At 69.0% G+C, this 20,579-nt stretch carries 14 protein-coding genes and 5 pseudogenes; 12 read left to right on the top strand and 7 right to left on the bottom strand.

Annotated features, from left to right (window positions below; all coding sequences use genetic code 11):
- Positions 1 to 110: 110 nt before the first annotated feature.
- Positions 111 to 2,069 carry an MFS transporter gene (locus OG485_RS19710; RefSeq protein WP_328669642.1) on the top strand — a complete coding sequence of 653 codons (1,959 nt, stop codon included), beginning with the start codon at positions 111 to 113 and terminating at the stop codon, positions 2,067 to 2,069.
- Between the two features lie 82 nt (positions 2,070 to 2,151).
- Here the strand turns inward: OG485_RS19710 and OG485_RS19705 are convergent, their stop codons facing one another.
- The 4 genes and pseudogenes from OG485_RS19705 to OG485_RS19690 all read right to left on the bottom strand — a co-directional run.
- A complete protein-coding gene (locus OG485_RS19705; RefSeq protein ID WP_328669641.1) occupies positions 2,152 to 3,087 on the bottom strand; it encodes an alpha/beta fold hydrolase in 936 nt (311 codons plus the stop codon).
- 179 nt (positions 3,088 to 3,266) lie between these two features.
- The gene (locus OG485_RS19700; protein ID WP_328669640.1) at positions 3,267 to 4,133 is read right to left on the bottom strand and encodes a MerR family transcriptional regulator; all 867 of its coding nucleotides are present in this window, start codon (positions 4,131 to 4,133) and stop codon (positions 3,267 to 3,269) included.
- 74 nt (positions 4,134 to 4,207) lie between these two features.
- Positions 4,208 to 4,714 (bottom strand): glutathione peroxidase, encoded by a 507-nt coding sequence (locus tag OG485_RS19695; protein ID WP_328669639.1) that lies wholly within the window; start codon positions 4,712 to 4,714, stop codon positions 4,208 to 4,210.
- Positions 4,715 to 5,002: 288 nt separating this feature from the next.
- Positions 5,003 to 5,959, bottom strand: a pseudogene (locus OG485_RS19690) (ArsR/SmtB family transcription factor); the annotation flags it as partial.
- A 227-nt stretch (positions 5,960 to 6,186) separates the two neighbouring features.
- On the opposite strand from OG485_RS19690, the gene OG485_RS19685 reads away from it, so the two are divergent.
- The 3 genes from OG485_RS19685 (at position 6,187) to OG485_RS19675 (ending at position 8,994) form a co-directional block, all read left to right on the top strand.
- On the top strand, positions 6,187 to 7,419 hold the full coding sequence (locus OG485_RS19685) for an MFS transporter (RefSeq protein WP_328669637.1): 1,233 nt from the start codon (positions 6,187 to 6,189) through the stop codon (positions 7,417 to 7,419).
- 151 nt (positions 7,420 to 7,570) lie between these two features.
- Positions 7,571 to 8,452: a calcium-binding protein gene (locus tag OG485_RS19680; protein WP_328669636.1), complete on the top strand. Its 882-nt coding sequence runs from the start codon at positions 7,571 to 7,573 to the stop codon at positions 8,450 to 8,452.
- Positions 8,453 to 8,694: 242 nt separating this feature from the next.
- Positions 8,695 to 8,994 (top strand): hypothetical protein, encoded by a 300-nt coding sequence (locus tag OG485_RS19675; protein ID WP_328669635.1) that lies wholly within the window; start codon positions 8,695 to 8,697, stop codon positions 8,992 to 8,994.
- 112 nt (positions 8,995 to 9,106) lie between these two features.
- Here OG485_RS19675 and OG485_RS19670 read toward each other — a convergent pair whose 3' ends face one another.
- Complete coding sequence (locus OG485_RS19670) at positions 9,107 to 9,565, bottom strand: hypothetical protein (protein WP_328669634.1); 459 nt, start codon at positions 9,563 to 9,565, stop codon at positions 9,107 to 9,109.
- A 274-nt stretch (positions 9,566 to 9,839) separates the two neighbouring features.
- Here OG485_RS19670 and OG485_RS19665 point away from each other — a divergent pair, with 274 nt between their 5' ends.
- A complete protein-coding gene (locus tag OG485_RS19665; protein WP_328669633.1) occupies positions 9,840 to 10,235 on the top strand; it encodes a VOC family protein in 396 nt (131 codons plus the stop codon).
- A gap of 1,096 nt (positions 10,236 to 11,331) precedes the next feature.
- A complete protein-coding gene (locus OG485_RS19660; RefSeq protein ID WP_328669632.1) occupies positions 11,332 to 13,497 on the top strand; it encodes an FG-GAP repeat domain-containing protein in 2,166 nt (721 codons plus the stop codon).
- Positions 13,498 to 13,902: 405 nt separating this feature from the next.
- Here the strand turns inward: OG485_RS19660 and OG485_RS19655 are convergent.
- Positions 13,903 to 14,061, bottom strand: a pseudogene (locus tag OG485_RS19655) (alpha/beta fold hydrolase); the annotation flags it as partial.
- A 17-nt stretch (positions 14,062 to 14,078) separates the two neighbouring features.
- On the opposite strand from OG485_RS19655, the gene OG485_RS19650 reads away from it, so the two are divergent.
- From OG485_RS19650 to OG485_RS19630, 5 genes and pseudogenes are all read left to right on the top strand, one after another.
- Positions 14,079 to 14,372 carry a hypothetical protein gene (locus tag OG485_RS19650; RefSeq protein ID WP_328669631.1) on the top strand — a complete coding sequence of 98 codons (294 nt, stop codon included), beginning with the start codon at positions 14,079 to 14,081 and terminating at the stop codon, positions 14,370 to 14,372.
- 249 nt (positions 14,373 to 14,621) lie between these two features.
- Positions 14,622 to 15,302, top strand: a complete 681-nt coding sequence (locus OG485_RS19645; RefSeq protein WP_328669630.1) for a hypothetical protein — start codon at positions 14,622 to 14,624, stop codon at positions 15,300 to 15,302.
- A 632-nt stretch (positions 15,303 to 15,934) separates the two neighbouring features.
- A pseudogene (locus OG485_RS19640) lies at positions 15,935 to 17,094 on the top strand (IS3 family transposase).
- Positions 17,095 to 17,959: 865 nt separating this feature from the next.
- Complete coding sequence (locus tag OG485_RS19635; RefSeq protein WP_328669629.1) at positions 17,960 to 18,829, top strand: IS5 family transposase; 870 nt, start codon at positions 17,960 to 17,962, stop codon at positions 18,827 to 18,829.
- A gap of 135 nt (positions 18,830 to 18,964) precedes the next feature.
- Entirely contained in the window at positions 18,965 to 19,438 is a 474-nt protein-coding gene (locus tag OG485_RS19630) for a hypothetical protein (RefSeq protein ID WP_328669628.1), read from the top strand.
- Between the two features lie 405 nt (positions 19,439 to 19,843).
- Here OG485_RS19630 and OG485_RS19625 read toward each other — a convergent pair.
- Positions 19,844 to 20,137 (bottom strand): annotated as a pseudogene (locus tag OG485_RS19625) (NUDIX hydrolase); the annotation flags it as partial.
- On the opposite strand from OG485_RS19625, the pseudogene OG485_RS19620 reads away from it, so the two are divergent.
- Positions 20,115 to 20,517 (top strand): annotated as a pseudogene (locus tag OG485_RS19620) (tyrosine-type recombinase/integrase); the annotation flags it as partial. The pseudogenes OG485_RS19625 and OG485_RS19620 overlap by 23 nt on opposite strands.
- Positions 20,518 to 20,579 lie beyond the last annotated feature (62 nt).

The following is a 20,579-nucleotide window of genomic DNA, read 5'->3' as shown; positions in this document are numbered from 1 at the left end:
CTCGGGGGCTGTCCGGCGGAGTGCGTGCTAGCGTCGCGCTAATCGGGGCTGCTCGCGAGCCGCGGGTCCCGGCCCAGAACGGACCAACGGGACACGGGGAGAACCTTGCAGTGGCGACAGCGGAGCCGACACACGCCGACGACGCCGATGCGGGCCAGGGAACGGGCCCGCGAATACCGCTGCGCGCCGGCACGCGCGAGGCGGTCCGTGACGTAGTCGCGGACACAGGCGCCAGCGCGGGCACGGGCGCAGACACAGACACAGTCGTGGACCCGGGCGGTAGCGCCGTCGGGGAGCCCGGGGAGCCCGGGGAGCCCGGCGGGACCGAGTCGGCCGCGAAGGGCGCGACAGCCGGAGCCGTGCCGCTCGGCCTTCTCCGCCGTTACCCCGTCCTTCTCCTCACCGCCTTCGCCGGCGTGCTCCACATTGTGTGGTTCTTCACGTTCGCGAACAGTGGTGGTGACCTCGCGGCGCAGGACGCGTGGGCGGAGTTCGTCGGCCGGCACCCGGACTCGGCGTACAACCTCGCCTGGTACGGCGGAATGCACCCGGTCTCCTACAGCGTGGTGTCGCCGTATCTGATGTCGGTGCTGGGCGTCCGGACGACGATGATGATCGCCGGGACGGTCTCGGCCGGTCTGCTGACGCTGATTCTCGTGCGCAGCCGCGCCGTCCGGAACCCGATCGCCACCTCGCTCGCGGGCATCTTCGCGCTGGTGTGCAACGCGATCTCCGGCCGGGTGACGTACGGCCTCGGCACGGCGTTCGCGCTCGGCGCGGTCGCCGTCGTCTTCTGCTGGCCCCACCGCTGGCGCTACAAACGCTGGGCGAAGGCCCTGTGCGCCGCGCCGCTGGCCGCGCTCGCGACGGCCGCCTCACCGGTCGCCGGACTGTTCGTGGGCCTGCTGGCCGCGGCCATGTTCCTCCAGAGGCGCCGGCCCGGCGCCTACGCCCTCGGTATCGCCCCGACGATCGTGGTCGCGGTCTCGGCCCTGCTGTTCCCCTTCTCGGGCACCCAGCCGATGACGTTCTTCTCGGTCATCCTGCCGTTCGCGTCCGCCGCCTCGGTCTACTACGTGGTGCCCAAGGAGTGGACGACGGTACGGATCACAGCGGCGGTGTACGGCCTCGCCGTGCTCCTCGTCTGGCTGATCAGCTCCCAGATCGGCTCGAACATCACGCGCCTGGCGATGCTGTTCGCGGGAGTCGCCCTGGTCGCCGCGCTGCCCTTCACCGTGCCGAAGTCACGGAAGTGGTACACCACCGTCATCGCCCTCGCCGTGTTCACCGGCTGGATCGGCGTCAAGACGGTCGACGACATCGTCCACACGACCCCGGCGGCGTCCTGGGCGCGCGAGCTGGCCCCGCTCGTCAACCAGCTCCAGCTCGTGGATGCCGAGAAGGGCCGCGTCGAGGTGGTCCCCGCCCGCTCGCACCGTGAGGCCTCCGCCCTCGCCCCCTACGTGAACCTCGCCCGGGGCTGGAACCGTCAGGCCGACATGGAGCGCAACCCGCTCTTCTACGACGACACGCTCAACTCCGCGAACTACCACGAGTGGCTCCAGCGCTGGGCCATCCACTACGTCGTGCTGCCCAAGGGCGAACCGGACGGCGACGGCGGCCAGCGCGAACGCGAGCTCGTCCAGCGGGGCATGCCGTATCTGCGGCAGATCTGGGGCGACGCCAACTGGCAGCTCTTCACCGTCACCGACCCCACCCCGCTCGCCGAGCCGCACGCCGTGGTGGACCTGGCCGAGCAGGGCGAGATGACCATCGAGGTGAAGCAGGCGGGCCGCGTCCTCATCCGCATCCCGTACTCGCCGTGGCTGAGCATCGTCGACGAGGACGGCAAGAGCCTGAAGGCGCCCCAGGAGACGAAGGCGTCGAAGCGCCGCACGGACGACGCCCCGAAGACGTACGAGAACCTCAACGGCTGCCTGACGCCGACGGAGGAGACCGCGGCGGGCGACATCTGGACGGAGCTGCTCGCCCCGAAGCCGGGCACCTACCGGCTCGCGGCGCCGTACCAGCTCCCCCGGGGGACACCGTGCCCGGAGGAGCTGCGCTGACCCCTCCACGACGGCTCCGGTGCCCCTGCGGGCAACGTTCGCCCCGCCGCGCGAACGTTGCCCGCAGGTCCTGGGACACGCCCTAGTACCGCTCGAAGGGCCCGCAGTAGGACAGACCCGCGTCCTGCGGCCGTCCGTCGCGGAAGAAGCGGACGAGCAGATCGCAGAAGTCCTGGGGCCGCTGGAGATGGGCCAGATGGCCGCACTCCGTGATCGTGGTGAACCACGAGCCCGGCAGGTCCGCCGCCACCGAGCGGACCATGCCGGGCGTGGTCAGCGTGTCGTGCTCGCCGGTGAACACGAGATACGGGACCGCGGGGACGGGCGCCCGCCGGTACCACTCGTGGGCCAGCAGCCGCCGGTTCCGCTCGACCGTCACGGTGACGTCGCGGGGCGTCTGCGCCGCGAACTGCTGGTACATGAGCCGGGTCAGCGCGGCGTGCTTGCGTACGGTGCGGTCGCCGGGCGGCGGTACGAAGCACCGTACGAATTCCTCGGCGGTCTCCTCGACGCGTCCCTGTTCCAGAAGCCGGACCCAGCCCACGAGCGCCTCGGCGAACCAGTCCGGAATGTGGTCCGACATCCCCTGCACGGCGACCCGGCGCAGCAGTTCCGGATACCGCTGGGCGAGCCGGAGCCCGACCGCCCCGCCGTAGCACCCCGCGTACAGGTTGACCGGGCCGAGCCCGAGCCGGCGCAGCATGTGGCCCGCACACTCGGCCAGGAAGTCGATCCCGTGCTCGGCGGGCAGGAAGTCCGCGTCCCCGAACCCGGGCAGGTCCACGGTGACGACGGTCCCGAGTTTCCCGAGCCACCGCTCGTGCCGCATCCACGAGTACCGCGTCTGGTCCGACCCGCCGAGCACGAGCAGCGGCTCCGTGACGGGTGGGCCGTGCCGGGCGACCCGCGCGGTGTACCCGTAGCCCTCCCACGAGAGCCGGTGCTCCGCCACTTCCGTGGATGCCCCGGCCTTCGGCACCGGGACGAGGACATGGACCGAGGAAGCGACAGAAGGCACAGCGAACTCCCGAGAGGGGACGAGACCACCGAAACACCCACTCGTACACGTCTCCCGGGTGCGGTGCCCGCAATGTCACACGAAGGTGGGCGCTGCACCGGGCGAGATGGGCGTGGCATCACACGAACGTGCGGGGCGCGGCGGCCGCGCCGCGCCCACCTCGACGCGGTCCCTTCAGGTCACCTCACCGGGAACGCCACGTCGCACACCGGGTCCTGCGGCCCCGCCGCGTCCCAGTCGGCGAAGTAGATCTCCCGGCACGGGCCGTCGACGGACAGCCCCCGTTCGGTGACCCAGCTCTCGACCGCCTCGAACGCGGCCAGGATCTGCGGGTGGGCGACCTGGGCCTTGCTGATGCGGACGAACGCGACGCGCCGGGCCGGCTCGACACGGACCCCGGCCCCGGTGGCCCGGCCCTGCCGCTCGGCCCAGACCCGTGCCGCGGCCTCGTCGGTCACCGGCACGCACGTCTCCGCCGGACCGTCGCTCTCCACGCCGACCTCGGCGTGATAGACGACGAACGGCGGCCCCGTGATGCCCCCGGCCTCCCGGGCGCCCTCCTCCAGCCGGCCCAGCGAGGCGGGGATCCACACCGGCAGCTCGGGCGCCAGGACGTGCCGTTTCTCGGTCAGCACGATCTGCTCGGGCACCTCGGCGGTCTCGACGACGAACTTCTCGTACATCTCGGAACTCCTCCCGGAAAGACGTCCACGGAGGTAGTCGGCGAGCGCCCGCTGCGAGGCGAAGCGGGCCTCGGCACCGTCCCAGTACGCGGCGAGCAGCGAGGCCGCTTCTGTGCCGCGCGCCTCCACCACGTCCGCGATCCGCGCCAGCGGCATGTCGAGCTGGCGCAGCAGCGCGACGAGCCGGGCCCCTTCGGTCTGCTCGGCCCGGTAGTACCGGTAGCCGCTGACCTCGTCGACGTACGCCGGGGTCAGCAGTCCCAGCCGGTCGTACAGCCGAAGGGCCTTCGCCGAGAGCCGCGCCCGCGAGGCGAACGCGCCGATGGTGAGCAGGTCCTTGTCCACCCTGTCATCCTCCGTCACCGGGCGCCTTCCGCCCGGTGACAGGGACGCTCCCCCTTGCCCCAGGGGCAAGGTCAACGGCGGAGCCGCGAGAGTCAGCCGATGGCCTTCTCCAGGGCGGAGACCAGCTCGGCCGACTCGGGCTCGGTCTGCGGCGAGAAGCGGCCGACGACCGTGCCGTCCCGCCCGATCAGGAACTTCTCGAAGTTCCAGCGGATGTCGCCGGAGTGCCCCTCGGCGTCGGCGGTGCCCACCAGACGCTCGTACAGCCCGTGCCGCGCGTCACCGTTCACCTCGACCTTCTCGGTCATCGGGAAGGTCACGCCGTAGGTCGCGGAGCAGAACTCGGCGATCTCCTCGGAGCTGCCGGGCTCCTGGCCGAGGAACTGGTTGCAGGGCACGCCGAGGACGGTGAAGCCCTGGCCGGCGTAGCGCTCGTGGAGCTTCTCAAGGCCGGCGTACTGCGGGGTGAGACCGCACTTGGAGGCCACGTTCACGATGAGGACGGCCTTGCCCGCGTACTGGGACAGGTCGGCGGAACCTCCCTGGAGGGCCCCGATCTCGACGGCGAGCACAGAGGAACCGGTGTTGTCAGTAGTCATAAGCGGATGCTAACTCCGTTAGGTGCCGGCCCTGCTTGCCCCACCGGTCCTACCGATCCCACCGGTCCTACCGATCCCACCGGTCCTACCGATCCCACCGGTCCTACCGATCCCACCGGTCCTACCGATCCCACCGGTCCTACCGGTCCCACCGGTCCTACCGGTCCCACCGGTCCTACCGGTCCCACCGGTCCTACCGGTCCCACCGGTCCTACCGGTCCCACCGGTCCCGACGGTCCGCTCCCGGCGCCTGTCCGGCGGTTCCGGTCCGCCGCCCAGGCCCTGGCGCTGCGCTGTGACGAGCACCTCACCGGCTGCCGTGCGCGAGTACAGCACCGACCGTCCCGCCCGCCGCCGCTCCACGAGCCGCGCGTCCAGCAGGACCCGCAGATGACGGCCGACCGACCCCAGCCCCTGCCCGGTCACGGCGACCAGCTGACTGGTGGACAGAGGCGAGTCGAGACGGACCAGGACACCGGCCCGGGCCGTTCCGAGCAGCGCCCCCAGACTCTCCGGCACCACCGCGGCCCGTACGTCCGCCAGCGCCCCCGCGCACGGGTAGACCACGGCGTAGCGGCTTGACCCCTCCCAGGACACCCATCCGGCCCTCGGCGTGACGGGGACGAAGACGAGCTGGGCGCCGGAGATCTCGCGCGGCGGGTACTCGTGGAGGTTGACCTGGAGCCGGCTGCCGCCGAGCCAGCGCGTCCCGGGCCGCAGCCCGTCCAGCGCCGCCGCCCAGCCGCCCTGGCCCAACCGCGCGGTCCGGGCCACCACATCGGCCTCCAGGACGCGCCGCCGCCGTTCCCAGTCCGGGCGTACGGACTCCGCCCAGACGGCGGTGAGCAGCGCGGCGGCCCGCTCGGGCAGATCGTCACGGTCCGCGAGAGCCGCGGGCAGCGGGCCGCCCATCGAGCGGACGAGATGGCCGTGGGCGTCCCGGGGCGAGACCTCCCGCACCCGGGCGACCTCGGTCTCGAAGGTCTCGTCGCCGTACGGGGTCGGGGTGAGGAAGTCGGCGATCCACGCCTGCCCGAGCCCGCAGCGCACGAGCAGCGCGGTGACGGGGTCGGCGGCCAGCCGCCCGCGGTACGCTGGCAGATGGACGTTCAGCCAGGCGCGTTCACCGGGGTGCGTGGCGGTTTCCGCGTGCAGCAGATTCAGACACGCGAACGTCTCGGCGAGCGGCGACAGCACGAAACGGCTCCCGGCGAGGGTGTCCGCGTTCACCTGCCACCAGCCCATGCCCGCCCCCTGTCTCCCGGGCCCTCGCGTGCCGGCCCCCGGTTCTCTGCCCGGACCTTTCGCGTGAGCCTCAGCCTTCGCGTCCGCATCGGCCCGGCCTTTCGCGTGTGCTCTGCCTGAGCCCTTCGCCTGCGCTCGGTCTGAACCCTTCGCGTGCGCTCTCCCCGGACCTTTCGCGTCCGCGCGAAACAATATCGACCGTCCGTACGACCCCGCAGACTCCGCGGATGCGCAGCTACTCCGAGCTCTTCCGCACGCGGGAGTTCACCCCGCTTTTCCTGTCCTCCTGCTTCCAGACCGCCGCCTCGACGGTGAGCGGTCTGGCTCTCGGCACCCTGGTGTACCGGGCCACCGACTCGCCGCTGCTCACCGCGCTCAGCATGTTCGGGCCCTCGCTCGCCCAGATGGTCGGCGCGGCCACCATGCTGTCGGCCGCCGACCGGCTGCCGCCGCGGGCGACCGTGGCGGGCATCGCGCTCCTCTTCGGGCTCGGCACGGCGGCGACGGCGATCCCCGGGCTGCCGATCTGGACGATCTTCGCCGTCCTGCTGCTCCTCGGCCTGATCCAGTCCTTCGGCGGCGGGGTCCTGTGGGGCCTGCTGACCGAGATCCTCGCCAAGGAGGGCTATCTGCTGGGGCGTTCGGTGTTCAACATGATGAGCGGGATCGCCCAGATCGCCGGATACGCGACCGGTGGCGTCCTCGTGGCCCTGCTGTCCCCGCGCGTCACGCTCCTCCTGGCGGCCGGGCTGTACCTGGCGGCAGCCCTGACCGCCCGGCTCGGCCTGACACCCCGGGCGCCCCGAGCCCTGGGCCGCCCGTCCATCGCCCGGACCTGGCACACCAACGCCCGCCTCTTCTCCTCACCGGAACGCCGCACCCTCTATCTCCTGCTCTGGGTGCCGAACGGCCTGGTCGTCGGCTGCGAATCGCTGTACGTGTCGTACGCGCCGAGCCGGGCCGGCGCGCTGTTCGCCTTCGCGGCCCTCGGCATGTTCGCCGGGGACGTGACGACGGGACGTCTGCTGCCGCCCCGGGTCCGTGCCCGCCTGGGCATCCCGTTCCTGCTGCTCCTGGCGACGCCGTACCTGTTCTTCGTCCTGCGTCCGGGCGTGGGGGTCGCCGCCGTTCTCGCCGCCGTCGCCTCGATCGGCTTCGGGTCGGGCCTGATCCAGCAGGAACGCCTGGTGGCCCTGATCCCCGACGAACTCAGCGGCCACGCCCTCGGGCTCCACACGGCGGGCATGCTCACCATGCAGGGCGTGAGCGCGGCGCTGGCGGGCGGCATCGCCCAACTCACCTCGCCCGCAACGGCGATGACGGTGATGGCGGCCGCCTCGATCGCCGTGACGCTGACCCTGGCCCTCTCGCTGCTCCGGCACCGCGCAGCGCCCCCGGAGGGGCAACGCCCGGAGCCGTCCGCACCAAGATCGTGGCAATCAGAGGTGAACTCTCCCTGAACCGAGGAAAGTTGTACGACACGGGTCACAACCACCCATCCCCCGGCGACGTCGAACGGGATGTCCGGACACGTACGTTCCGGGCGCCCGGAACGCGGAACGGCAGCGCCGCCAGGCCCGCCGAGCCGCGGAATCGCACCGAGGGGGAAGCATGTTCAGTCGCCGTAATTCCGTCCTTCCGAAATTGCTGGTGCTGGCCGCGGCCACGGCCGCCGTCTCCGCGGCGGCCGTCGCCCCGGCGAGCGCCGCGACCACCGCGACCACCGCGAGCGCCACCGCCGCTTCCACCGGCCAGAAGCTCTTCTACACGGCGGCCGCCGGCCAGACGAACCACCTGAAGATCTCCTGGGCGCTCGGCGCGACCGACCCCGACTCCCAACTCGCCGACTTCATCTACACGTTCGACGACAGCGTGAAGATCTCCCTCGGCGCCGGCTGTGTCCGTCCCGCATCGGGCGACACCACCCAGGCGGTCTGCACGGTCACCGAGCCGAACACCTCGGCCTCCGACCTCGACACCCTGATCGTCAATCTGGGGGACGGCAACGACACCGCGACGGTCGCCCCCGGCAACAGGGGCTACTCCCGCGTCTACGGCGGGTCCGGCAACGACACCATCACCGGTCACGGCCGTGACGTCCTCTACGGCCAGGACGGGAACGACCACCTGTACGGGGGTGGCGGTGCCTACAGCGAGGGCGCGTTCGGCGGTGCGGGCAACGACACCCTCAGCTCCTGCGGCTACACCTGCCACGGCGGCACGGGCAACGACGTGCTGAGCGGCGGAGTGAGCGCGGCCGACGGCAGCTACCGGGACTACGACAACAGCCTGTTCGGCGACGACGGCAACGACATCGTCTACGGCAACGCGGGCGCCGACCACATCGAGGGCGGCCGCGGCAACGACCGCCTCTACGGAGGCTCCGGCAAGGACAAGGTCTACGGCAACAGCGGCAACGACCTCCTGCACGGAGGCTCCGGCACGGACACCCTCTCCGGCGGTCCGGGCACCGACCGGGTCTTCCAGGACTGAGCAACCCGCCGGGAACCATGACGCCTGCGGAGCGGGGGACTCGGGACGAGCGTACGAGGCCTTCCGCAGGCGCCGGTGTGCCTCCGCGCGCTCTGTCCGGCGCGGCTCGGCGGGTGGAACGATCCCGATGCCCAGTACCGGCAGGGGAACGCCTTTGGCCGCCGTGGAGATGTGAGCGGTGGCGAGCGGATGTTTGCTGATCCGAGAACGGCGTCACCACTACGAGCAGCAAGGGGCCGGACATGGCAATCGTGATGTCGATGCACTGGGCGGAAGCCACGCCGGAGCAGTACGACACCGTGCGGGACGCGGTGCAGTGGGAGGAGGTCCCGGGGGCCGGCGGTCAGATGCACGTGGCCTGGTTCGACGCGCAGGGGCTGCACGTCACGGACGTCTGGGAGTCCCAGGAGGCGTTCGAGGCCTTCTTCGCCGAACGCCTCGCCCCCGCGATCCAGAAGGCCGGCATGACCGGCGCCCCCGACACCTCCATCAACCCGCTCCACCGGCGCTACATCGCCCCCGGCATCAGCGGTGCCGCGTAGAGAAGGGAAACGGAACGCCGAACCCGCCCCGCTCCACCCTGGAGACGCATGTCCGCGCGTCCCCACGAAATGTGCGACGAACCCCGGTGCCGGGACAGGCCCCGGGGTTCGTTCACACCTTCTCGATCCGCCAGGCGACCATCCCCGCCGCGTCCGGCCTGCCCCGGACGTCAAGAGCGAGCCCGCTCCGGCCGGTGAGCCGCTCGAAGACGAGGGTCCGGTCACAGGGGACCATCCGCCCCGAGCCCGCTCCGGCCGGACTGAACACGATCTCCGCCCCGCCCTTGCCGACGCACACGACGATGAGCTTGTAGCCGGCCCCGTCGTCCAGAGTGGGCCGCGTGTGGATGCCCTCGGTCACGCGTTCCACCCCCGACTCGACCATCGCCCCCTGGGCGGGAACGGCATCGAGCGCCGACTGGACCTCTGCCGCGAGCTTCGTCTCCGCCTGCAGCGCCGCGCGATGCCCGTCGGGGGACGAGGAACCGACGGGACGGCCCCCCGGCTCGGGATCCGCCGTACACCCCGTCAGAAGCAGCCCCGGAACCAACACCCAGCCAAGAAGCCGCACGCGCCCCAGGACCCCACGCCGAACCTGGCCGCTGCCGCTGCCACCGCCGTTGCCCACGCGCCCCCCAATTGACGACCACGGCCCGCCGGCCGGATCCCCGAACACTATGAGCCGACCGAAGCCGCCTCATGAAAACGAACAGTTCCCTGAGCGAGATTTGAGGAAGAACCCATGGCCAGTTGCCGTGGGGGAATTCGTGTGGAAGTCGCCGATGATCTCGGGACTGCCGGACGGGCGGCATACCCTGAGCCCGTCCGAACCATCTGGGAGAGACATGACAAGTAGGTTCACCGAGTTGGTCGTCGACTGCCACGACCCGGAGAGGCTCGCGGCGTTCTGGTGCGAGGTCCTGGACTTCAAGGTGATCGACCGGAGCCAGGGCAAGGTGGAGATCGGCTCCTGGGTACCGACCGTCGAGGACGTTCAGGCCCGCCAGATGCCGCCCACCCTGCTGTTCATCCAGGTGCCCGAGGGTAAGACCGTGAAGAACCGGCTTCACCTCGACGTCAGCCCGATCGACTGCAGCACCGAGGACGAGGTGACCAGATTGCTCGGCCTCGGCGCCACCAGGGCGGATGTGGGCCAAGGCCCGGACCGGAACTGGGTGGTCATGACAGACCCCGAGGGCAACGAGTTCGACGTCGTACGGACCCTGGCACCGCAGAACTAGTGCCGCGGCAGGCAACGTTTGCCCGTCAAGGAGCGGCGCCCGGTGCGTGCTCTCGGCGTGCCGGCCGGAAGTCCTCGTACTGGATGTACTTGGGCTTTCGGCCGGTGCGGCGAGTGGGGGTCCCCCCTGCTCGAAGAGCTTGGGGGAGCGTGCCGGGAGTCGCGACGGGGCGAACGTTGCCTGTCGCGGCACTAGGTCGCCGGCTGCGCTCCGGCGGGCGCCGAACCGCTGTTCCCCGATGGCCGCCGCGCGGTCGGGCACGCAGCGGGCATGGCAGTCCGGGCACCGGTGAGTGACGGTGACCAGAAGGAGGGGATGTGCCCAACCGGCCGAAGCGCTGGTGGACGACTGCGTTGCTGTGTCTCGTGTTGTACGGAGGCGTTCTGGTCAACATGGGACGAATCGCGGAAGAAGTGACCGGGGCAACCGTCGGGTGGTGGGACGTCGTGTCTCGGGCGATTTCAATGACCGGGTTCGCCTGGGTCGCGATCAAGATGACCCGTTGGGCAGGGAATCTGCACAAGGAGCAACAGGGGACTGGCCGGGACCAGCACGACAGGGTCCCGCAGTAGCCGGTGGAGTCTCCATGGGCGAGTCACCTCGGACACCGGGGGTTCCCCGAGGACGAACGCCCCATCCCCATCGTCCTGTTCGTCGACCAGGTGGCCGAACCCTGTCCGTGGGAGATCAGGCCATGGACGTACCCGAGTGACGAGGAGACCTGACCTGCTGCCCAACACGCTTTCCAACTGCGGTGGTGGGGTGTTGGGCTGTGTGCAGGGGTGTTCACCTTGGGTTCATGACCGGCCGGCCCGTGGCCAGGAGCGGCCTTCTGGTCTCGGCTGAACGTCGGCGAACGGTGGGGGTGGGCACAAAGGTCTTCGGGAGCCACCTCGGGACTACGTCACGGTGCGGCTCGCGGACGACACCAGGGTCCGCCGGCTGCCCTGCTGGACGCGCTGGCCGAATTTCTCTGAGCAGGGGGAGGAAAACCCTCGCGCGGGCCGATCTTGACTGATATACGCTGCGCCTGACTTGATCGAACAGATCGGCGAATCCGTGCCACCGGATACGCCCTGCCCGGGGGGGCATTCCCATGACTTCGCAGTTCCGCGCGGTGCTCGGCATCGCGCTCACTCCCGTCCTCGCCCTGGCGGCCGCGGCCCCGGCCGCCGCCCACACCACCCCCACGACCACCGGCACCACCGCCACGGCCACCGGCACTGCCCCGGCCGCCGTCGAGACGCGTGCGCCGGGCCCGTGGGGCACCCGCACCCTGCACGCCCCGAACCCCAACCCCGTCTCCGCCTCGGGCGGGGTGAACGCCTTGGAGTCGGCCGGGAACGGCGCCCTCGTCTCCCTCACCGGCGACGGGCTCTCCCGTTCCACCCGGATCCGGCCCGTCGGCAGCACCCGCTGGCTCGCCCCGCAGACCTGGCCGGACGCCGGCGGGTACAACACCGAGCTTGTCTCGCTCGGCGACGGCTCGGTGCGCCTGGTCTGGCGGGGCGAGCGTGCCGACGACCACAACAACTACTGGCTGAAGGTGGCCACCCTCGCGCCCGGCGCGACCGCCTTCTCCGAGCCCGAGTACGTCGCCGCGGTCCCCCAGAAGGGCTACCACCACCTGGCGGCGGCCCCCGACGGCCGGCTGGTCGCCGTGTGGTCGGTCTCCGGTGTCGTGAAGGCCGCCGAGAAGACCGGCCCGCGGGCCGCGTGGACCGCTCCGGCCGACCTCAACGAGCAGCCGCCGTCCGGCAGCCGGGACATTTCCGGCATGGACCTGGCGATCGCCAAGGACGGCACCGCCCTGCTGGTGTGGCAGTGGCAGGCAAGCAAGGCCGTCGTCGCCCTGGAGAAGGCCCCCGGCGCGTCCGCCTGGACCGCGGTCCAGGGCTTCCCGGTCCCGGGCGTGGACCTGGCGCGCCCGAAGGTGTTCGCTGATCCACAGGGCGGCTTCGACGTGTTCTACGACGACATCGCGCACCTCATGCACACGCGCCGGCCCGTCGGCGCCACGCAGTGGAGCACCCCGCGGTCCGCCGCCAACTACGGCAGCACGTACGGGATGACGGCGCCCGTCTACCTGCCCAACGGCGACCTCTTCGTCGCCGGCGGGCCCGGCTACTCGACCGGCCCCTGGTACGCGGTGCGCTCGGCGGCCACTGGCGCCTGGCAGCCGTACACGCAGCCCTTCTCCACGCACGAGAAGGTGCGCGCGGTCGACGCGGCCGCCACCTCGGGCGGCACGGTCACGGTGACGTGGCGGGAGGGCTACTCGAGCGAGGAGTACACGATGGCCGCCGTCTTCAAGGGCGGCACCTGGTCCGCCCCGCGGCGGCTGAGCGCGACGAGTGCCCAGTTCACCGGGGCGCCCCAGGTGGCCGCCGACGAGCTCGGCCGGCCCGTCGTGCTGTGGGACGAGTACAAGCGGACCGAGACGAACAGCTTCGTCCTGGACGGCGTCTACCAGGCCACCACCACCAGCCGCGCGTTGCCCAAGTGGCGTGACTACACGGACGACGGCAAGGCCGACCTGTTCGGCCGCAACGGCACCGGGCTGAAGGTGTACGCGGGCGACGCGACGAAGCTGTCCGCGGGGCAGCGCGCGAGCAGTTGGCCGACGGGCACGCTCGTGCTGCCGTTCGGCGACCTCGACGGCGACCGCTGCAACGACGTGTTCGTCCGCTACCCGAAGGGCGAGGCCCGCGTCTACCCGACGATCTGCGGCGGGCTGCCCGACCAGCAGTCGTTCCACGTCAAGGTCTCCTCGGACTGGAGCGGGTACGACGCGGTCGTCTCGCCCGGCGACGTGACGGGCGACGGGCGGGCCGACCTGCTGACCCGGTCCGCCTCGACCGGGAAGCTGTACTTGTACGCGAACAACGGCGCGGGCGGCTTCAAGGCCCGCTCGCTCGCCGGGTCCGGCTTCGGCGGCTACAAGAGGCTGATCGCCGCCGGGGACCTCGACGGCGACGGCAAGAACGACCTGCTGGCCCTCGACGCGTCGAACGAGCTGTGGCGGTTCAGGGGGACCGGCGCCGGCACGTTCACGCCCCGGTCGCTGGTCTTCAAGGACTGGGGCACCTCCTACAAGGACGTGGTCGGCGGGCTCGATCTGTCCGGGGACGGCCGGGCCGACCTGATCTCGCTGGACAAGGACGGCCGGGCCTGGCTGAACCGGGGCAACGGCCACGGCGGCTTCGACAACCGGTCGCAGGTCGGCAAGGCCACGAACTGGTCGGACATCCGCATCTCCTAACGGCGCGGATCCGGGGGCCACTCGGGACCACGGGGGTCCCGGGTGCCGGCTTCGCGTCTGGTTCCGGTTCCGGCGGGTCCGTCCGGACCACCTCGACCCGGAAGGGCAGCGGACCGGCCGGGTCAGGCATCCGCAGTCGCACCGTGACGCCCGGCCGAGCAGGGCGCCGTCCACTTTTATGGACGGCGCTCTGCCCTTGGGGCGTTCCAGGCCCGCTGCCCCTGCACGGACGACACCCTGCGGCCTGAGTCAGACACCTTCGAGACCAAGCGGGACGCGGAGGCGTTCCTCGTCCAAGTCCAAGCGGACCGGACGCGGGGCGACTGGATCGATCCGACAAACGGTTCCTTCGAGGCCAGTGGTTCGTAGCCGCCACACCGACGCGGGTGTTCCCAGCTGCAGGTCCTACGCGTCGACTGCGCCGTCAACGGCGGCCGGGCCGAGGGAGTCGACGTCCTCCATGAATCTCAGCATCCGGGCGTTGACCAGCTCGGGGTGGTCGATCTGCGGTCCGTGGCCAGTTGCCGCGACGATTTCGGCGCGGGCGCCGGGGATGACACACGGTCACCTGGGCCGATGGTGTGGAAGTCATCGACGAGGTGGCACACGACGAGGAGGAGCCGTTCTCCACAGTCGTGGTCACCCCACCCGTGCAGGGGGGACCCTGGTCGTCGGACCGTACTTTCGGACTGCCCTATCCGCAGCAGACAGTGCATGTCACCGGCCTGTGCCGAGAGTTGAGCGCGCACTTCGGCGCAGCCCAGCTCTTCTTCCACAGTGAGCAGAACGACGGGGAGGTGTGGCTGATCGCCGAACGCGGACGGACGGATCCTCAGGTGTTGGATCAGCGAGTACCCGGCGCTCGCCCTGGGTGAACCGTTCGGAGTCGAGCGACGACTCCTCGGCGCCTACGGCATCACGGGCAAACCCGAGGATCTCGATCCCGGCAGCGACCTGGCCGGCGACTGGGCGGCGACCTGGGGGGATCGCTGGGCGACAACGGTCGCAGAGGAATCCAGCATCAACCCCACCACTGCCGCCGCCGATACGACCTCAATCAGCAGCATGCTGGTGGCAGCCGCTCCACTCACGAGTATGCCTACCGGCGGTCCTGCACCAACACAATGACATCACCGCAACCACGGCAGATTTCCTGCCATAACGACACTCCTACCGCTTCCGCGTCACCCGCGACAGTCGCACGAAAATCAGCCACGCCAACAACACTTCAGGCCAATAAATCTATCAATTTAACCCTTCTGGCGCCCATTCACCCGATTTTGCGAAACGAGCGAATCCGGTACTTCCAATTTTCCTGGGATAAAATTTTCTTTTCACAGGATGGGCAAGATTTATTTTTGGAAGGTGTGAGAGTGATGCGCATCAATAAAGGCGTTCAAGCTCTAGGAGTTTCTACCGCAGCGATGGTGGTCGTAGGATTGGCCGGATCTCCTGCGAGCGCAACGACCTGGGGTGTGCAGTGCGCTGTTTCTGGCGCTTCCGGCTACGTCAACTACACCAAGACCAGTTCGACACGAATAGATCTGCGGATCGGCGTAAATGACACGGCGGGGGATGGTCACCACGCCAGGGCCAGACTGCTGACGAAGACGGCTTCTGGGGAAATTCACTACTGGTCGTGGCGCAAGGATCTCGACGGCGCCGACAATGGATGGGTAATCGACGACACCTACGCCGTCGACAGTAACGGCATCACCGATGTCGGCGTTCAAGTGGGTCGATATGAAGGGGACGAGCCGCTGGACCTCTGCTCGGACTGGACCGAGCGGGATATCTCTCAGTAATCGGGTTAGGTTCGGGAAAGTTGATCGATCCCCGAATTCTGAATCACTCTCACTTTAGCCCTTTGCTGAATTGATCCATCATTCCAAGGCTCCGACCTTAGAACTGTGGGGAAGCCCTTCAGGTCCCGTGCTCGACAAGGAAAAGCAGGAACACGTGCGCCTTGTTCAGTGGCTCTTCCGCCGCGGTGAGCTCCTGCTTGATGCGGAGGCGAACGGGGTGGCGAAATAGTAAGCCGGCGCAACCAGGTTGCATCGCGCGAACGAGCCAACGCAGGTGGCATGGGTCGTGCTGCGCCGCGGCGATGCAACCCATTTGCTCTGGCTTACTATTCGCCCGCGGCGCTTCGCGGGGTGTACTCGTTCGTCGCGTGCTTGGGTGCGATTCTGGGAGCGATCGGCATCCGAGGCGTAACTCACAAGGAAGCCCTGTGGGTCTCTCTCAGTAGGGAGACTTTCATTGGTTGCGGTCGGCCCGCGTAGCTCAGCGAGATCTGTTCGTGCCGTTGGTGCGGAGTCCATCCGGTCAACAGTTGGGGGTCTGCCGCACGAACGGGTGACGTCTTGACCTGCCCCAGGTCCTGGGTTCCAGTTCTGGTGGCTGACTGACAGTCCTTCACGGAAGGCTGGCAGTCATGCCTCGCCCTTGTCCTCCGGAGTTCCGGGCACGTGCCATCGCGCTGGTCCGCGCCGGCAAGCAGGCCAAGCAGACCGCAGTCGAGCTCGGTATCCATCCCGTCACGTTGTCGAAGTGGTTGCGGCAGGACGACATCGACAACGGGCGGCGACCGGGAACGCCGTCGAGCGAGTCCGCTGAGCTGCGGGCCGCTCGCCGGCGGATCCGTGAGCTGGAAACCGAGCTGGGGATCGTCCGGCAGGCGGCGAAGTTCCTTGACGAGGACAAGCCCCGCCCAAAAGGCTCTACCCGGTGATCGACCGACTCGTCGATGCCGGGGCACCGGTCGACCGATGCTGCCGGATCCTTGGCGTCACCCGGCAGAACTACTACAAGCACAAGCGCACCCCGACCACACCGCGCCAGCTACGGCGGGACTGGCTGACCGGGCTGATTCGGGAGGTCCACGTCGCCTCCCATGGCACCTACGGCTACCGCCGTATCCGCGCCGAGCTCACCCTGGGCATGGGCATCCAGGTCTGCTCCAGGACCGTGTCGGTGCTGATGACGCGGGCCGGGATCCACGGCCTGCCCGGACCGGTGCGCGTGAAGCGCCTGCGTGGCATCGTCACCGCCGAGGACCTGGTCAATCGCACGTTCCATCGGCTGCGTCCCGACGAGCTGTGGGTCACCGACATCACGCAGCACCGGACCAGGGAAGGATGGGTCTACTGCGCGGCGGTCCTGGATGTGTTCAGCCGCAGGATCGTGGGCTGGTCCATCGACTCCAGGCAGGACTCCACCCTCGTGGTCAACGCATTGGACATGGCCATCCGCAACCGCCGCCCTGAGCCGGGCGGGATCGTTCACGCCGATCACGGAACCCAGTTCACCTCCTGGGTCTTCGGGGAGCGGATCCGCTCCGCCGGCCTTCTGCCGTCGTTCGGCACTGTCGGGGACGGCCTGGACAACGCGATGACGGAGTCGTTCTGGTCCTCGATGCAGATCGAGCTGCTCAACCGCCGGCGGTGGAAGACCCGGGTCGAACTGGCCAACGCGATCTTCGAGTTCATCGAGATCTTCTACAACCGCCAGCGGCGACACTCAGCATTGGGCTACCGCACCCCCATCGAGTACGAACTACTGTCCGAGAACGACACCGCTCCGGCTGCTGGTTAGTCACCGAGCCTGGAGCCCAAATGGTGGGGCAGGTCAACCTGTCACCCGAACCTGCATCAGACCCGTTCTTGCACGTGAGTGGCACGCCTTGGGGGGCGTGCCATCACCTGGCCTCGTCCCTGTCGACGCGGCTCTGGCGGTCGACCGCTGCAGCCAAGGCGAGGATTGCTTGGACCTGAGCAGCGGCGATGGCGAGTGCTCCAGAGCGTTGGAAGTCCTTGGCATGAACCGTGTCCAAGAGTTCCTGGGCCCTGCTCGCGTGAGTCTCGTAATCCGGCATTGTCCCCCCTCGCAATGGTGATCCGCACTGTAGTGAACACGGCTACAGATGCCACCTGATCGGGATGTAAGGGCGCGGCGTCTTGAACCTGTGGCCTGATTCTTATCAGGTCAATGACGGGTGACTTTCGACAGTGACCAACCGGCCCTGCGCTTCGGTCGGGCATCCGCTTAGCTCTGGGGTTGGTCGTCGCTGTTCGCGTCTGTTGGTGTCAGCCGTTGATGTCAGGCCGCGCCGGCCTCTCGACCTGGCGCGGTGAGATTGTGTCGCGTGGTCGCCGTGGCAGCGGTCTTGCCATGACTGCGGGGATGGCTCACCGGACAGTGCCTCCACCATCAGCAACGACGTCTAAGAGGTCGTTTTCATCTGCCTTGCCCGTAAATAGATAGTTTCTTGAAGTGCAGGAATGTGGTGCGGGAGAGAGCCTCGGTGTGGTTGGGGCATGCAGGTCGGATGGGGTGACGGGTGGGGCGGGATACGACTTGTGCCTGTCTCATTCCAGAAGGCCCGCTTCGCTGCCCGTGTGCTTCCGTCGGCATTGCGGTGCGCCTGGGCGCACTCGCTTCGCAGCGATACGCCCCGAGTGTGACAACGCGACGTCCGTATCCGAGTGATCTGTCCGATGCCCGCTGGGAGTTGATCGAGCCCGTGCTCTCGGCTTGGCGCTTCGAGCGCCGCGGCAGGGCCCTGGACTTCGGCCGGCCGCCCGAGCATGACCTGCGCGACATCATGGATGCGATCTTGTATGTGGACCGGACCGGGGTCCAGTGGCGCTACCTCCCGCATGACTTCCCGCACTGGAACACGGTCTACGGCTACTTCGCCAGGTGGCAGCAGGAAGGCGTGTTCGCCCAGCTCAACGGCCTGCTCAGGCAACTCTTACGACAGAAGGAAGGACGGGAGGCCGAACCGTCGGCCTGCGTGATCGACGCGCAGAGCGTCAAGACCTCCACCAGCGTACCCCTCTCCAGCCAGGGCATCGATGCCGGCAAGAAGATCGTGGGCAGGAAGCGGAGCATCGTCACCGACACCATCGGCCTTCTCCTCGCCGTGCTGGTTACCGCGGCGAGCGTGCAGGACTCCGTCGCCGGCACCAGACTCCTGGACCATGTCGCCGCCGAACACCCCCGCGTCCGCAAAGCATGGGTCGACGGCGGCTACCGCCAGCACCTCGTCGAGCACGCCGCCACCCTCGGCATCGACATGGAAATCACTCAACGCAGGCCCGGGAAAAGGGGATTCACCCCCATCCCGAAACGCTGGGCGGTCGAGCGGACCTACGGCTGGCTCATGCTCCACCGCCGCCTGGCCCGCGACTATGAGACCCTGCCCGTCCGCTCCGAAGCCATGATCCACATCGCCATGACCGACCTCATGGCCCGCCGCCTCACCGGTGAGAGCGTCATCTCCTGGCGCGACCCAACACCACAGACCAAACACCAGATTCCGGGATGAAACAACGGGAGAAAACGACCTCTAAGATCCTCATCCGCGTGGGGCTGAGGGGGGACAGGACATATGTCGCAGGTGGTGACTGGCGGCCAGAGCATGGCCGTCGCATCCAGACGAGTGGGCAGGACGGTCTGCTGGATGATCGTACTGATCCTATGGTTGGCTCTTTGTGCCGAATTGCTCCGGGAGGTCTGGCACTTGGAAGCGTGGCAGCGCCTCGCCTTCTGCACGCTCGCGGGGATGGGGTCCTACTGCGTATGGCGTCTCGGTCTGTGTGCCTACATCAAGGCAAGCCCGACCGCGCTGACGGTCAGGAACCGCTTCTCCAGGTGGCACATCCCCTTTAGCGACATCGCCGACGTGACGTGGCTACCTGGCCAGGGCCCTCGACTCACATTGCACAGCGGCCCCACGGTCCGACTGGACGCCTACACGGGCTGGCCTGCCGGGCCCCTCGGCCGGCAGATGATGACAGACCTCACCGACGCATGTCGCAGCAGCGCGAGCGGCACTCCAGTGGTCAGCAGCAAGCGACTGGCTAGCGGCATGGCCGAGGTGCTCCTCCTATCCCTTGGGGCGTGGTTCTACGTCACCGCTCACATGGCTTCGTGAGGGCGTGACCGCACGTACGCTCTTCACCGGTTCACGCCGAGTCGTGCTGCCACCAGGCTCCACAAGGTCGGCGGAGCGACTTTGGGCGGGAGCTGCCATGGGGCGAGTGATCATGGCCCCGTAAGCTTCCGGCGCGTCGGGCAGTCTGTGGACCTGCCCGTTAAAGCACGACGTTGGGGCCATGATCTTCGAGGCTCGCCCCATGGTGGCTGCCTAAAGTCGTGGAGCCGACCGCCCCAGCCACGACGGGTTCTGATCTCATGTCGCCGGCCAACCCTCTCCAGGGGCGCGCGTCGGCGCAGCGAGGGCGGAGCGGGCCGAAGGCAGGAGCGGCGCCCGCAGCGGAGCCGGGAGCGCGCCCGGCGGAGCGGAGCGCAGCCGGGGCTTGATGATGGAGAGAAGGTTTTATCCCGCTGGGATGAGGCGCTGTCCGTCACGGCTCCGGACGTGGGGGCCGCTGTCGTCCAAGGCGTCCAGGAGTCTGATGGCGAAAGCCTCGGACATGCGCTCGCTGACCTCGTCGGGTGTGAGCCACGAGACCGCCAGGGACTCGCTGGAGGTACGTTCGGTGCCGCCCGAGGGCTTGCAGCGGAAGACCAGAGCCACGATGCCGCGGGTCATGTTCTTGTAGACGCCGGTGAGTTCGTCGACCTCGACGTGGATGCCAGTCTCCTCCAGGACCTCGCGGGCGACGCCGGCGCTGTGCATCGCCCCGCTGCGCTGGCACCGGATACGGCAGTCCGCAGCGCGCGTCAAGGCGGGGAAGCAGTGGCACGAGTCGGGGTACGTATTCACCACTCGCACCGGCCGGCAGGTCGAGCCGCGGAACGTCTATCGCTCCTTCACTCGCGTCGCTGAGTCCGCGGGCCTTCGCGTGATTCGGTTGCATGACGCTCGGCACGGCACGGCCACCCTGCTCACGGCGGCCGGAGTGGCGCCTCGCGTGGTGATGGAGATCCTCGGGCACTCTCAGATCAGCATCACCATGGGATGTGTACATGCACGTGGTGCAGGACACTCAACGGGACGCCATCAACCACATGGACCGGCTGTTGAAGCGGCGTCCCGGCTCGCGCTGACTGCTGTTGTTGCTCTCGATATGGACGCGGAGCCCCAGGCCGTGACAGTCCTGGGACCTCGT

It is taken from the genome of Streptomyces sp. NBC_00328 (assembly GCF_036139655.1).
Lineage (GTDB): Bacteria > Actinomycetota > Actinomycetes > Streptomycetales > Streptomycetaceae > Streptomyces.
Note: the sequence above shows the minus strand (reverse complement) of the source record. Positions and strands in the feature narration are given on the sequence as shown.